Source organism: Hymenobacter sp. NBH84 (assembly GCF_014217645.1).
In the GTDB taxonomy this organism is placed as follows: Bacteria; Bacteroidota; Bacteroidia; order Cytophagales; family Hymenobacteraceae; genus Hymenobacter; species Hymenobacter profundi.
Genome location: NZ_CP043644.1, coordinates 2,006,753 through 2,019,992 on the forward strand (window position 1 = coordinate 2,006,753; position 13,240 = coordinate 2,019,992).

Genomic DNA, 13,240 nt, shown 5'->3' on the forward strand with positions numbered 1-13,240 from the left:
ACTCCTTATTATATATAGTTCCTACCCTTCGTCGCCGTAGACACCTATATATATAGGAGTGGTATCGGTTAGGCTGGCGCGGTACATGCCTTCGGAGTTGAAGGGTAGGGCCACGTGGCCGGCGGAGTCTACTGCTACTAGGCCGCCTTCGCCGCCTACCGGGGCCAGCTTGTCGTGTACTACGATGCGGCAGGCTTCGGCCAGGCTCAGGCCGCGGTACTCCATCAGACAGGCAATGTCGTGGGCCACTACGGCACGCAGGAAATACTCGCCGTGGCCGGTGCAGCTGATGGCGCAGGTGCGGTCGTCGGCCCAAGTGCCGCTGCCGATGATGGGCGAGTCGCCGATGCGGGAGTAGCGCTTGTTGGTCATGCCGCCGGTGCTGGTGGCGGCGGCCAGGTGGCCGTGCTGGTCGCGGGCCACGGCGCCCACGGTGCCCATTTTCTTTTTGGGGTCTTCGTTGGGTAGCTGGGCCTGGGAGTGGTCGAGGCGCATGCGGCCTTCCTGCAACGCCTCCTGCAACTGGTCGTAGCGGTGCTGGGTGAAGAAGTACTCGGCGGGTTGAGTAGGTAGGTTGTGCTGGCGGGCCAGCTCATCGGCACCGGGGTAGGCCAGCAGCACGTGGTCGGTGTGCTCCATCACGAGGCGGGCAGCCCGAATGGGGTTTTGCACGGCGCGCACGCCGGCCACGGCGCCGGCCAGGCCGGTGCGACCATCCATAATAGACGCGTCCATTTCGTGGTGGCCCTCGTGGGTGAACACGGCCCCACGGCCGGCGTTGAACAGGGGGCAGTCTTCGAGGCGGCGCACGGCTTGCTCCACGGCGTCGAGGGCGGAACCGTGGCGGCGGAGTACATCGGCGCCGGCTTCGAGGGCTTCTTGCAGGGCGGCGCGGTAGGCGCGCTCGGCCTCGGCAGTCATGGAGGTGCGGGCAATGGTGCCGGCGCCACCGTGCAGGGCCAGCGCCCAGGTATTAGACATAAGCAGACGAAAAACAGTGGGAGAAATCGGCCGAAAAGTACGCAAACTATCCTACCCATTCCCGGCTTCTACCCCGTACAAGATACCCGCCCAACGTGGCCGCCGTCGGTTTTTTTTCGTACGTTTGATTAACTGTTTTCACATTCCCTAATATTCTGTTTTATGGCTTACGATGCTACCGGCCGCCTGCACGAGATTTTCGACGAGCAACAGGTGAGCGAGAAATTCCGCAAGCGCGAGTTCGTACTGGAGGTTATAGATGGTCAGTACCCTGAGCATATCAAGTTTCAACTGGTGCAAGACAAAACCGCGCTCATCGACCCCTACAAAATCGGTGACGAGATTAAAGTGACCTTCAACCTGCGTGGTCGTGGTTTCAATAAAAACGGCCAGATGTTGTACTTCACCAACCTGGAAGCGTGGCGTTTAGAGGCTGCTTCGGGTGGTGCTTCGGCTCCGGCCGCTGGTGGTGGCTACTCGCAGCCAGCTGCTGCGCCTCGCGCCGCTGCTCCTGCCCAGCAAAACCAAAACCCCAACCTGCGGGCGCAACCCGCTGCCCCCATCGCCGGCGACGACGACAACGACCTGCCTTTCTAATTTTAAACTGTTAGCTGATGGCTGCTAGCTATTGGCTTGTCGTTTAAATTTCCAGTAGGCTTGCCTACAAGAAAAAGCCACTTTCCGACCGGAAAGTGGCTTTTTCTCGTTTCATACTTACAGAAGGCTAGCAGCCATCAGCTACTAGCAAATAGCGTAAGAAAATGCTGCAAGAATTAATCAAGCAAGGCGAAGGCGAGCGGTTGGAATTCAAGAAGAAGACTACCCACCCCACGCGTATTTCCCGCACGCTGGCGTCGTTGGCCAACACGCACGGCGGGCAGGTGTTGGTAGGCGTCGACGACGACGGGCGCGTGGTGGGCGTGCGCGATGCGGAGGAGGAAATCTACGTGTTGCGGCAAGCAGCCGAGCACTTCGTGGATCCGCCGCTTACCGATTTGCGCTTTCGGGAGGTAGAGGAAGACGACCGAATCGTGCTGATTGTAACGGTTCCGGAAAGTCCGCACAAGCCGCACCGTGCCCAGGTAGCCGATGGCGACTGGCGCAGCTATGTGCGTGTGCGAGATGAAAGCGTGCAAGCCAGCAACCTCACCGAGAAGGTGTTAGAACGAAGTGAGCCAAGCACGGGCGTGGAGTGGATGCCACTAAACAAAGAGGAGTCGGCCGTACTGGATTACCTACGCACGCACACGCGCATCACGCTGCCGCAGTATATGAAACTGCTAAATATCGGGAAGCGACGGGCCTTTCGCACCCTCATCAAACTCACGCTCCACGGCTACATCCGCCACCACGACAAGGAGCGGGAGCCGTATTATACACTGTGAAATAGCGAAGTTGTGAATGCAAAAAATCGTCTGTCATCCTGAGCTTGCGAAGGACCTTCTGCCCGTTGGACGAGTCGTTGTTACGATGGTCGTTCTAGCGTGAGAAGGTCCTTCGCAAGCTCAGGATGACAGACGGCTTTTTGCATTCACAATTTCACCGCTACTCTGCCCGGTCGCGGAGCTTTTTCTTTTCGTCTTTAGCAGCCTTTTTTTCCTTGGTGGTTTTGGCAGGCTCCTTTTTTTTCTCTTTGCGGGCGTCTTGTGCTTTGGCCATGGTACACTGGGTTAGGGGTGGCAGAATCAGGTTAAGTTTCTCCCTTAACGCGGAGAAATATGCCCTTGTTGTGCGCAAAGTAGGGCTTTACGGCAACAGTGGCAAGTATCGCTCGCGCAGGATGTGCAGGTGATGCGCCTCGTGGCCAGGAATGGCAAACAGCAGTGCCCGCACACTTACGGGGCCGCTGGCCGTGAAGCCTACTCTATCTAGCTGTGCGGGCGTGAACGAGCGAAACAGCGCCAGCGTGGCGCTCCGCACGGCGGCATATTCCGATAAAATATCAGCCAGGGGCCGGTTATTGGCACCGGCCTCGGGGGCGTAGGCGTCCTGGTCGAAGCCGGGTAGGGTTTGTTGCTCGCCGCGGGCAAAGCACAGGGCGCGGTAGGCAAATACTCTTTCGGAATCCAGCACGTGCAGCAACATCTCCTTAATGCTCCATTTGCCAGGGTCGTAGTTGGTAAGGGCTTGCTCGTCGGTGAGTTGGCCCATCACCTGTTGCACCTCGCGGAGCTGCTGCTCCATTTGCACCAACGGGTTGGCACCCATCGGCACGCGGGGAATGTATGAGGCATCGAAATACGCTGGGTACTGCCCCGGCTGTGGCCGTTGGATAACGGGCTGCATGGGAAAATCGGCGAGGCTAGCGGCTTCTGGATAGGGCGGTAGGGTAGGCGGCTGCGGCCGCAGCCGGCGGCGGTGCCGCGCCAAGCGGCTGGGGCTACCCCACACCCGGCGGCTGCCCAGCAGTTCTTCCGATGTCAGCCACCCCCGTATCTCCGCTGGCCCGAAGGCCCATTGCAAAAAAATCGGGGAGGATGCGGCCCCACGTGACTTGGTTGTGCCGGCCGTCTACTACCTCCACATAGCGTACCTCTCGGTTAGAGTGCAAGCCATGTTGTTCCAGTTCCATCATCAAGTCCAACGTGTCTTCAATAGCGTCGATGATGCCATTGTTGTTGCGGTCGTTGGTTTCGTCGAGGGTACCGGTTTGCAGCCAGAATTGCTGACCGGGCGCAGGCTGCCCCTCGCGCACGAGCAGGTGCATCAGGCGGTCGGCGTCGGTGTAGCCTTGGTCGAGGGCGCGGCGGCGCCACCAAAACGAGCCCGAGAATACGCCCGCCCGCAACGCGGCCTCGGGGTGGTGCCACACAAAATCGAAGGCCGCCAGCCCGCTGAGAGAGAAGCCCGCCACTACTACCTCCGCCGGATTGGCACTCACGTGGTAGCGCGCCTGGGCATAGGGAAGCATTTCGGTGAGCAGAAACTCGGTGTAATGCTTGGCGCGGCTGCCCCGCCCCAGGTAGTCGGCGTAGGCGGCGGTGCCGTACTCCTGCACCCTTACACCCGCCTGAATGGCTACCAGCACAAATGGCCGCACCGCCCGGTGGCGGTAGAGCGCATTGAGCGTAGCCGGCAAGTGCAGGCGGCGCAGGTCCTGCCCGTCGTTGAGGTAGAGCACAGGGTAGGGCGCGGGCGCGGCAGCATCATAGCTGGGCGGCAACACCACATCGAAGCGCACAGTGCGGCGCAGGGCTCGCGAGGCGAGGCGCAGACGGCGAACCACCGTGACAGCCGTGTTTTGCGTAGGAAGAGGAACGGGCTGATTCATTCGCCGGGGAATAGCTTCACGAACGATTTTAAGGTCGCAAGGTACTTTATTCCGCTTCCATGCCGTAGATTACCCGGAGAAATGAAAGTTTATAGCTGAATATTTCTGATCTCCCATTTCACAACTCTCTCTTTCCGTGCAGGAAACCTACCGTCCCTTCTACTCACACGCGCTTGGTCACGACGTTGAAATGCTGGTTTTCGGCGAGCATGGCTACCCCGTTATCGTCTTCCCAACCTCTGGTGGGCGCTATTATCAGGCCAAGGATTTTGGCTTGGTAGAAGCTGCTGCTTCGTTGATCGACAGTGGTAAAATACGCCTCTACTGCGTTGATAGCGTGGATGGCTACAGCTGGTATGGGCAACACCTGCCACCCCAGGAGCGCCTGCACAACCACATCCGCTACGACCAAATGCTGACCGAGGAGCTGGTACCACAGCTGCAACGCGAAAACAACGTGGCCAAAGTAGCGGTGGCCGGGTGCAGCTTTGGCGGCTACCACGCCCTCAACTTTGCCTTCCGCCACCCAGCGCAGATCAGTTACATGTTCTCCATGGGCGCCAAGTTTGACATCAGCAATTTCTTGGGCGGCTACCACAACGACGACCTCTACTATAACAACCCACCAGCCTACATACCCGCCGCGCAGGACGACAATTTCTACCAGATAGGCATTGTGCTGGGCTCGGCCGTAGACGACTTTTGTAAGCAGGGCAACATCGAAATGTCGGAAATCCTGAACCGCAAGGGTATCCGCCACTGGCTCGACATCCGCCCCTACGGCACCCACGACTGGCCTGTGTGGCGCGACATGTTCCCGGAATATTTAGCACAAATTGAAGCGTAAAACTCCCTTTTTAAACGTCATTTCGACCAGCGGAAGAAGTCTCGCTTGGTGAGAATTCCTATCTTTCATCAGCACGCGAGATTTCTCGACAAGCTCGGAATGGCGTTCTGACGGGCTAGAGGCCCTACTTAATCAAGACCCTAACCCCCTAAAACACTATGAAAAAAATTGGCATTCTTTTCGGCCGGGAAAACAGCTTTCCGCAGGCATTCGTTGACCGCGTAAATGAGAAAGCGCCCAGTGGCATACAGGCCGAGTTTGTGCAGATTGGCCTAGTTGAGCAAAGCGTTCCAACCGATTACGCTGTCATTATCGACCGGATTTCGCAGGACGTGCCCTTCTACCGCGCCTACCTCAAAAATGCTGCGCTGGGCGGCACGGCTGTCGTCAACAACCCGTTCTGGTGGTCGGCCGACGAGAAGTTTTTCAACAATGCGCTGGCTGTACAACTGGGTGTGCCGGTGCCCAAAACCTTGCTCCTACCCTCCAAAAACCGCCCCGACGACACCTCAGATCAGTCGTTCCGCAACCTGAACTGGATGGACTGGGACGCCGCGTTTGAGAAGCTGGGCTGGCCCGTATTCATGAAGCCTCACTCGGGTGGCGGCTGGAAAAACGTGTACAAGCTCGACAATCCCGAGCAGTTTTTCAGCGCCTACAACGAAACCGGCCAGCTGGTGATGTTGCTCCAGGAAGCGGTGGAGTTTACCGATTATTTCCGCTGCTACTGCATTGGTGGTAAGGATGTGCGCATCATGCCTTACGAGCCCCGCAACGAGTTCCATCAGCGCTACGCCACCGAGATGAAAACCACGGGCGCCGCGGGCAAAAAGCTGCTGGCTACCATGAAAGACTATGTATTGAAGCTCAACCAGGGCCTTGGCTACGATTTCAACACGGTAGAGTTTGCTGTGCGCGACGGTATTCCGTTGGCTATTGACTTCGGCAACCCTGCCCCCGATGCGGATATCAATTCTGTGGGCCAGGAGAACTTTGAGTGGGTTGTGGAAACCGCGGCCAACATGGCCATCAAGCGTGCTCAAGCCCAAAAGCCCGGCAAGGATAACCTTACTTGGGGCACATTTGTACACCCAACGGCAGGCGCGGCACCAGCTAAGAAACCTGCTGCTCCGAAGAAGGTAACGGCTACTGCTAAGAAAGAAAGCTAAGAGCGAGAGTTAGAATTTCCCTCTTTTTTAAGGAGGGGTGCCCGCAGGGCGAGGTGGTAAAACCGCAAGAACGAAAGCTAGAGTTAGTCCTTTTAGCTTTCTAGTTCTAGTATTGTTCAACGACTTTACCACCCCGCCCTGCGGGCACCCCTCCTTTTTTGAGTGGAACTAGCTTAGGCATCTTATAGCCTAGGCTTCCAACTTCCCTAAAACCCTACCCTAACTACCACCCTATTCGTTCATTTCTAATCTATTATCATCATGGGTAAGCCGGTTTTCACCCTCGGAATTGAGGAAGAGTTTCAGACGATTGATCCGGAAACGCGCGACCTTCGCTCCCACATGTCGCAGATTGTGGAGGGGGGCAAGATGATTTTGCAGGAACAGGTGAAGGCCGAAATGCACCAGTCGGTGGTGGAGGTAGGCACTACGGTATGCAACAATATTGAAGAGGCCCGCCACCAGGTAACGCACCTGCGCCGCCAGGTGATTGAACTGGCCGACCGGGTAGGGCTGCAAATTGCGGCCGCGGGCACGCACCCGTTTTCGCGCTGGCAGGACCAGCCCATTACGGTAGATGCCCGCTACGACAAAATTGTAGAGGAATTACAGGATGCCGCCCGCTCCAACCTGGTGTTTGGCATGCACGTGCACGTGGGCGTAGAAACCCGCGAGTTGGGCGTATACATGATGAACGCCCTGCGCTATTTCTTACCCCACATCTTCGCGCTAAGTACCAACTCGCCCTTCTGGGAAGGCCGCGAAACCGGTTATAAATCCTTCAGAACTAAGGTATTCGAGCGTTTCCCGCGTACGGGCATTCCTGAGCACTTTGGCAGCGCCAGCGAGTACGATGCCTACATCAACCTGCTCATCAAGACGGGCTGTATTGATAATGGCAAGAAGATCTGGTGGGACTTGCGTCTGCATCCGTTCTTCAACACCATCGAGTACCGCGTGTGCGATATGATGCTGCGCGTGGACGAAGCCGTGGCCATGGCTGCACTCATGCAGGCGCTAGTAGCGAAGGTGTATAAGCTGATGATCAGCAACCTAACTTTCCGACAATACCGCAAGGCCCTCATCAACGAAAACAAATGGCGCGCCGCCCGCTACGGCCTCGACGGCAAGCTCATCGATTTTGGCAAGCAGGAAGAATTACCCACTCGCAATCTGATTCAGGAGCTGCTGGACTTTGTGGACGACGTGCTGGATGAGCTGGGTAGCCGCCACGAGGTAGAGTACATCCACAAAATGATGGAAATGGGTACCGGCGCCGACCGCCAATTAAAGGTATTCCGCGAGACTGGTGACCTGAAGAAAGTCGTTGATTTCATTGTGCAGGAAACCTCTTACGGTTTGTAATGTTCTACCTGTCAGGCTTCCCCGTTGGAACCTGAGGCAGGTTCGGCCACATCTTTGCTGTTGCTCTGCTTTTTTGCCATTATTCCCGGCTTGCAAGTCGGGCAGTTGCTACCGCATGAAATCATTGAAAATTGCCGTTCTGGATATGTACAACAATTTCCCGAATCAGGGAATGCGCTGTATTCTGAAGATCTTACACCAGTTGCAAGCCGAGGTGGCCGTGCCCGTCACCTACGACGTGTTTAACGTGCGCGCCGAGGTGGCGCTGCCGGGCCTCGACTACGATATCTACCTCTCATCGGGCGGGCCCGGCTCACCCCTACCCTCCGACGAGCCTTGGGAAACACCCTACTTTGCGCTCATCGACCAATTGCTGGCCTGGAACCGCACGCACGAGCAGAAAAAGTACGTGTTGCTGATTTGTCACTCTTTCCAGCTGGTGAGCCGCCACTTGCAGGTAGGCGAGCTGAGCGCCCGTAAGTCTACCTCCTTCGGCATCTTCCCAATGCACATGACCGAGGCCGGCCAGCAAGACCCTTTGCTGGGCCTGTTGCCTGACCCGTTCATGGCCGTCGACTCGCGCGATTTTCAAGTGACGAATCCCGATGAGGACCACTTGCGGCGGTTGGGCGTGCAGGTGCTGGCGATGGAAAAAGACCGGCCTCACGTGCCTTTCGACCGGGCCATTATGGCTCTGCGCTTCACGCCGGAGATGGTAGGCACCCAGTTTCACCCCGAAGCCGATGGCGAAGGCATGCTACACTACATGCTGACTACAGAGCGTCGCCAGCAGGTGATTGACACGCACGGTCAGCAGAAATACGACGATATGGTGCGTCTGCTCCAAGACCCCGAAGCCATTGAGTTGACTGAACGCATTCTGGTGCCGGCCTTTTTGCGACAATCTATAGCGGCGCTTACGGCTGTTGATCAGCCGGTTACCTTGTAAATACAGGAACGTCATGCTGAGCTTGTCGAAGCATCTCTACCGCTTCGTTTCATTCAACAGAAATTACTCACGGTAGAGATGCTTCGACAAGCTCAGCATGACGTTCTATTGTCCCTATCTTACCCCAACCCCTCCCCCGCATGATTCCTGAATTTCGCCAGACGTATAACGCGGCTTTCACGCCGCAACGGTTTCAGGAGCTGATCGACTCCGTGGATCAGGAGCTGCCGGGACAATTGGATTTTCGAGTAGCGGAAACGCCGGTGTTCATACCTTCTGTGCTGCGCGACAAGCTGTTGCAGGCGGGCGAGGATATTATTGATGTGCTGGTAGCGCCCAATTTCAAGGAACGCACCGAAGCGGCCGTGCCGCCAGCCCAGCGCGTACCCCACGAAGACGCGCACACCCAATTTCTGGCTATCGACTTTGCTGTGTGCCGTGATGCGCAAGGCGAACTGGAGCCGCAGCTGATTGAGCTGCAAGGTTTTCCATCGCTCTATGTGTTTCAGGACTATCTGGCCCACACGTTTCGGAAGTTTTTTCCGGTACCCGATTCGGTGACGCACTTGTTTGGTGGGCTGAGTTCGGCAGATTACTTGGCGGCGCTGCGGGAGCTGATTGTGGGCGACGAAAACCCGGAAAACGTAGTACTACTAGAGCTATTTCCGGACAAGCAGAAAACCCGCATCGACTTTGCCCTCACCAAGCGTGAGCTGGGGGTAGAAGCCGTGTGCATCACCGACGTACGCAAAGACGGCCGACAGCTGTACTATGAAAAAGACGGCCGCCGCATCGACATCAAGCGCATCTACAACCGCCTGATTTTCGACGAGCTGCTGCGCTATCCCGACCTGCCGTTGGAGTTCCGCCTCACCGACGAGGATGTGGACGTGACCTGGGTAGGGCACCCCAACTGGTTTTTCCGCATCAGCAAATACACGTTGCCGCTGCTGCACAGCCCGTTTGTGCCGTCCAGCCACTACCTGCACGAGCTAACCGCCTACCCCACCGATCTGGAAAACTACGTCCTCAAGCCCCTGTTTTCCTTTGCTGGAGCCGGTGTGAAGCTGCACGTGACGCCCGCCGAGCTGGATGCCATCGAGGACAAGCATAACTACCTCTTGCAGCGTAAAGTAGCCTACGAGCCTGTGGTGCGAGCCGATGATGGCGAGCTGGTGAAGTGTGAAATCCGCTTGCTGTACAACTGGCCCGAAAACGCGCCCCGCCCGGTGCTACTCACCAACCTGGCCCGCCTCAGCCGCGGCGCCATGATTGGCGTGGACTTCAATAAGAACAAGGATTGGGTAGGCGGCACGGTGGGCCTATTTGCCCAATAGCCTATTGCATACTACTGCGAGCCATTGACGCCGCTTCCTTTGGGGAGCGGCGTTTCTGTGTTATTCACTAGCTAACAATTGCTTACACCCACGCATAGGCAAGCTGCCAAGTAATATTCTATTTAATAATACTATCTTAACATATCGCCGCGCCTAGCGTGGGTACTTTTACGTGTCTCTTTTGTAACTAATCCGTTTTTTCATGAAACACTCTTTACTTACTATACGAAGCGCTGTTGTAGCCTTTACCATGCTGTGTGGTATACAAGGTGCATCAGCTCAGATAACACTAACCGGCAGTTCATTCACTGAGAATTTCGACCAGATTGGCACTGGTCTGCCCGCAGGCTTCAGCGTACGCACGGGTGCCAAAGCCGGAGCTCTGGGCGAAGCGGCAACGCTTACCACCGCCGCAACGGCGTGGAATAATACCAGCGGAGCCTTTAAAAACTTCGCTTCCGCCACGGGATTAACCTCTGCTGCGGACCCTACCGCGCAAAGTGCCTCCACCAACCGGGCGCTCGGTGTACGGCAGACTGGCTCGTTTGCGGATGGCAGCACGAATGCCGGCCCGGCTTTCGTTTTCCAAGTTGCCAATACCAGCGCCCGCACAGGCTTCAAACTAAATTTCCTGTTGCAGTCGTTGGATGCTACCTCTACCCGTACCACTACCTGGCGAGTAGACTATGCTACGGGGGCCACACCTACAGCCTTCACACCAGTAGGGGCCACGTTCACAACCGGGAATAGCACCTTTAGCAGTACGCCCGTCGCCGTTGACTTTGGTAATCAACTCGATAATATTAACGATGTTGTCTGGATTCGGATTGTAGCACCAGATCCAACCACAGGGTCTAACAACCGGCCTACCTCGGCCATCGATGATTTCTCACTGACCTGGAATACGCCGGCACCCGACGCGCCTACCCTTACTGTATCGCCTAACAGCCTGAGCTTTGGCCGCGTCAACCTGGCAGCTACTTCTGCCACCAGCAGCTACACGCTCACGGGGGCCAACCTCACGGGCGCTACTACTGTTACGGCCCCTAGCGGCTTCAGCGTTTCCAAAACCGCTACCGGCACGTTTGGCTCTACCCTGAGCTATGCTGCGGCTGAGCTGGCGACGGCCCAAATGGTGTACGTGCGCTTTGCGCCGACCGTGGCTGGTCCCGTATCGGGCACGATTACCAATACCTCGGCTGGTGCCGCCGACCAAACCGTGGCGGTAACCGGTACGGGCATCGACCCCAACAACCTGGTTTTCAATTTTGATGAATGTACGGCCGCACTGGGTGGCTGGGCGCAGTATAGCGTGACCGGCGCGCAAACCTGGGCCTGCACGCCCTTTGGGCACGATGCCACTGATGCCACCGGCAAAGCCAGCAAGCCTAACGGTATACAGATCAATGGCTTCGCAAGCAACACGAATGTTCCGAACGAGGACTGGTTTATCTCCCCGGCCTTCAATACATCTACATTTGCCTACCCCCTCCTCTCGTTCTGGAGCCGGGCAGCTTTCAATGGCCCTCCTTTGAAACTACGAGTTTCGACTAACTATTCTGGCACAGGTAACCCGCTAGCTACCGGCGTAACCTGGACGGATCTGGATGTGAGCTTCCCCGCCATTGGTTCTGATACTTGGACGCAAACCGCTGGTGTAGACCTGAGTGAGTATAAAGGCCAGACGACGTATGTGGCCTTCATATATACTTCTTCAGATGAGGAAAGTGCCCGCTGGACGCTGGATGACATCAGCCTGACGAACTCGGCTACTCCGCCCGCCCCCTTGCTGACCATGACGACCCGCAGCCTGGATTTCGGCTACGTGGCGGCGAATGCTACGGCCACGCAAACCTTCACGGTAACACCCCGCAACCTAACGGCGCCCTTCACGGTGACGGCCACCGGCGCCGCTTTCCAGGTGTCGAAAGATGGCACTACGTTCGGCAGCTCTGCTACCTATACGGTAGAAGAAGCTAATAACCAGACAAAAACCCTGACGGTGCGTTTCCGCCCCACGCAAAACCAGCAGAGCTACACGGGTAGCCTGGCCCTGGCTTCTACAAATGCGCCCTCGGTTACAGTCACCTTATCGGGCAATACCTACAACACAGCCAACACGCTGGAAGTGGTGAACTGGAACGTGGAGTGGTTTGGCTCGACGCAAAACGGCCCGAGCAACAAAGACCAGCAGCAAGCCAATGTGCGCACCATTCTTAACTCGCTGAAGGCCGACATCTACGGGCTAGTGGAGGTAGTAGACACGGCTCGCCTGGGCACCATTGTGCGGCAACTGCCGGGCGGTGGCTACACCTACCGCGTATCGGACTTTGGCTCGTATACCGATAATGCGCAGGATCCCGACTATGCCAGCGCGCAGAAACTGGCCTTTGTGTATAACACCACTCTTTTCAAAAATGTAGCTATTTCGTCGCTGTTCCGCTGCACGCAGGCCGAGAACTGCCCCGAGTTCAACTACTGGTCGTCGGGCCGCTTCCCCTACCTGCTCGATGCCGACGTAACGCTGAACGGCGCTACCCAGCATTTCACCTTCGTCCTGATTCATGCCAAAGCCAACACCAGCCCAACATCTACCTCGTATGAGCGGCGGAAAAACGCTGCCGATGGCCTGAAGGCAGCGCTGGATGCCAACTACAAGGGAAAGAACGTTATCATCTTGGGTGATTTCAACGACGACCTCGATCAAACCATCACAACGGGCCTTTCAACCACCGCTACGTCGTACAGCGCCTTTACGACCGACGTAGCCAACTACACGGCTCTGACACTACCCCTAAGCCTGGCCGGCCAACGCTCTACGGTAGGCTACAACGATGTAATTGACCACGTTGTCATTACCAAAGCCACAGAGCCGCTGGTGGTGCCCAACTCGACCGAGATTTTGACGAGCGTAGCCAACCTAGTGACCAACTATGGCAACACCACCACAGACCACTACCCCGTGCAGACGCGCTACACCTTCGGGGTAACGACGCCCACCAAGCAGGCCTTGGCCAACCGCCAGTTTGAAGTATACCCCAACCCGGTAACCAACGCCATCCGCCTGAACCTGCCCGAGCAAACGGCCAAAACGCTGCAATTGCGCGTGCTGGCCGTAGATGGTCGCCAGGTAGCCACGGGTACTGGCTCGTTGGAGCAATTGAATCAGCAACTGAATCAAGGTCTGGGTCAGCTGAAAGCCGGGATGTACGTCATTCAAGTGAATAGTGGCACGCAGACCTACGTGAAGCGCTTTATCAAGCAGTAACGCCGCCTCGCGCTCCTGCTGCACAGAAAGCCCGCCGATTTCGGCGGGCTTTT

General features: G+C 56.8%; 11 protein-coding genes. 8 read left to right on the forward strand and 3 right to left on the reverse strand.

Annotated features, from left to right (window positions below):
* Positions 1 to 21: 21 nt before the first annotated feature.
* On the reverse strand, positions 22 to 981 hold the full coding sequence (locus F1C16_RS08475; RefSeq protein ID WP_185283890.1) for an isoaspartyl peptidase/L-asparaginase family protein: 960 nt from the start codon (positions 979 to 981) through the stop codon (positions 22 to 24).
* Between the two features lie 162 nt (positions 982 to 1,143).
* Here F1C16_RS08475 and F1C16_RS08480 point away from each other — a divergent pair, with 162 nt between their 5' ends.
* Positions 1,144 to 1,578: a DUF3127 domain-containing protein gene (locus tag F1C16_RS08480; protein WP_185283891.1), complete on the forward strand. Its 435-nt coding sequence runs from the start codon at positions 1,144 to 1,146 to the stop codon at positions 1,576 to 1,578.
* Positions 1,579 to 1,742: 164 nt separating this feature from the next.
* Positions 1,743 to 2,366 carry a helix-turn-helix domain-containing protein gene (locus F1C16_RS08485; protein ID WP_185283892.1) on the forward strand — a complete coding sequence of 208 codons (624 nt, stop codon included), beginning with the start codon at positions 1,743 to 1,745 and terminating at the stop codon, positions 2,364 to 2,366.
* Positions 2,367 to 2,727: 361 nt separating this feature from the next.
* Here the strand turns inward: F1C16_RS08485 and F1C16_RS08490 are convergent, their stop codons facing one another.
* Both F1C16_RS08490 and F1C16_RS08495 read right to left on the reverse strand, forming a co-directional pair.
* A complete protein-coding gene (locus F1C16_RS08490; protein WP_258049077.1) occupies positions 2,728 to 3,444 on the reverse strand; it encodes a DinB family protein in 717 nt (238 codons plus the stop codon).
* Positions 3,362 to 4,252, reverse strand: coding sequence for an esterase family protein (locus F1C16_RS08495; RefSeq protein WP_185283893.1), 891 nt, complete (start codon positions 4,250 to 4,252; stop codon positions 3,362 to 3,364). Before F1C16_RS08495 ends, F1C16_RS08490 begins: the two co-directional genes overlap by 83 nt.
* A 136-nt stretch (positions 4,253 to 4,388) precedes the next feature.
* Between F1C16_RS08495 and F1C16_RS08500 the strand changes: the two genes are divergently transcribed.
* From F1C16_RS08500 to F1C16_RS08525, 6 genes are all read left to right on the forward strand, one after another.
* Positions 4,389 to 5,099 (forward strand): esterase family protein, encoded by a 711-nt coding sequence (locus tag F1C16_RS08500; RefSeq protein ID WP_185283894.1) that lies wholly within the window; start codon positions 4,389 to 4,391, stop codon positions 5,097 to 5,099.
* 158 nt (positions 5,100 to 5,257) lie between these two features.
* Positions 5,258 to 6,268 carry a RimK family alpha-L-glutamate ligase gene (locus tag F1C16_RS08505; protein ID WP_185283895.1) on the forward strand — a complete coding sequence of 337 codons (1,011 nt, stop codon included), beginning with the start codon at positions 5,258 to 5,260 and terminating at the stop codon, positions 6,266 to 6,268.
* 261 nt (positions 6,269 to 6,529) lie between these two features.
* Positions 6,530 to 7,633 (forward strand): carboxylate-amine ligase, encoded by a 1,104-nt coding sequence (locus F1C16_RS08510; RefSeq protein ID WP_185283896.1) that lies wholly within the window; start codon positions 6,530 to 6,532, stop codon positions 7,631 to 7,633.
* Between the two features lie 115 nt (positions 7,634 to 7,748).
* Positions 7,749 to 8,582 carry a type 1 glutamine amidotransferase gene (locus tag F1C16_RS08515; RefSeq protein WP_185283897.1) on the forward strand — a complete coding sequence of 278 codons (834 nt, stop codon included), beginning with the start codon at positions 7,749 to 7,751 and terminating at the stop codon, positions 8,580 to 8,582.
* Between the two features lie 140 nt (positions 8,583 to 8,722).
* A complete protein-coding gene (locus F1C16_RS08520) occupies positions 8,723 to 9,919 on the forward strand; it encodes a hypothetical protein (RefSeq protein ID WP_185283898.1) in 1,197 nt (398 codons plus the stop codon).
* Between the two features lie 202 nt (positions 9,920 to 10,121).
* Entirely contained in the window at positions 10,122 to 13,187 is a 3,066-nt protein-coding gene (locus F1C16_RS08525; RefSeq protein WP_185283899.1) for a T9SS-dependent choice-of-anchor J family protein, read from the forward strand.
* The last annotated feature ends 53 nt before the right edge of the window (positions 13,188 to 13,240 follow it).

Bases quoted from the DNA above. Each gene is read 5' to 3' on its own strand.
- F1C16_RS08475 (WP_185283890.1), bottom strand. From the start codon at position 981: ATGTCTAATACCTGGGCGCTGGCCCTGCACGGTGGCGCCGGCACCATT.
- F1C16_RS08485 (WP_185283892.1), top strand. From the start codon at position 1,743: ATGCTGCAAGAATTAATCAAGCAAGGCGAAGGCGAGCGGTTGGAATTC.
- F1C16_RS08520 (WP_185283898.1), top strand. From the start codon at position 8,723: ATGATTCCTGAATTTCGCCAGACGTATAACGCGGCTTTCACGCCGCAA.
- F1C16_RS08505 (WP_185283895.1), top strand. From the start codon at position 5,258: ATGAAAAAAATTGGCATTCTTTTCGGCCGGGAAAACAGCTTTCCGCAG.
- F1C16_RS08525 (WP_185283899.1), top strand. From the start codon at position 10,122: ATGAAACACTCTTTACTTACTATACGAAGCGCTGTTGTAGCCTTTACC.
- F1C16_RS08495 (WP_185283893.1), bottom strand. From the start codon at position 4,252: ATGAATCAGCCCGTTCCTCTTCCTACGCAAAACACGGCTGTCACGGTG.
- F1C16_RS08480 (WP_185283891.1), top strand. From the start codon at position 1,144: ATGGCTTACGATGCTACCGGCCGCCTGCACGAGATTTTCGACGAGCAA.
- F1C16_RS08515 (WP_185283897.1), top strand. From the start codon at position 7,749: ATGAAATCATTGAAAATTGCCGTTCTGGATATGTACAACAATTTCCCG.
- F1C16_RS08510 (WP_185283896.1), top strand. From the start codon at position 6,530: ATGGGTAAGCCGGTTTTCACCCTCGGAATTGAGGAAGAGTTTCAGACG.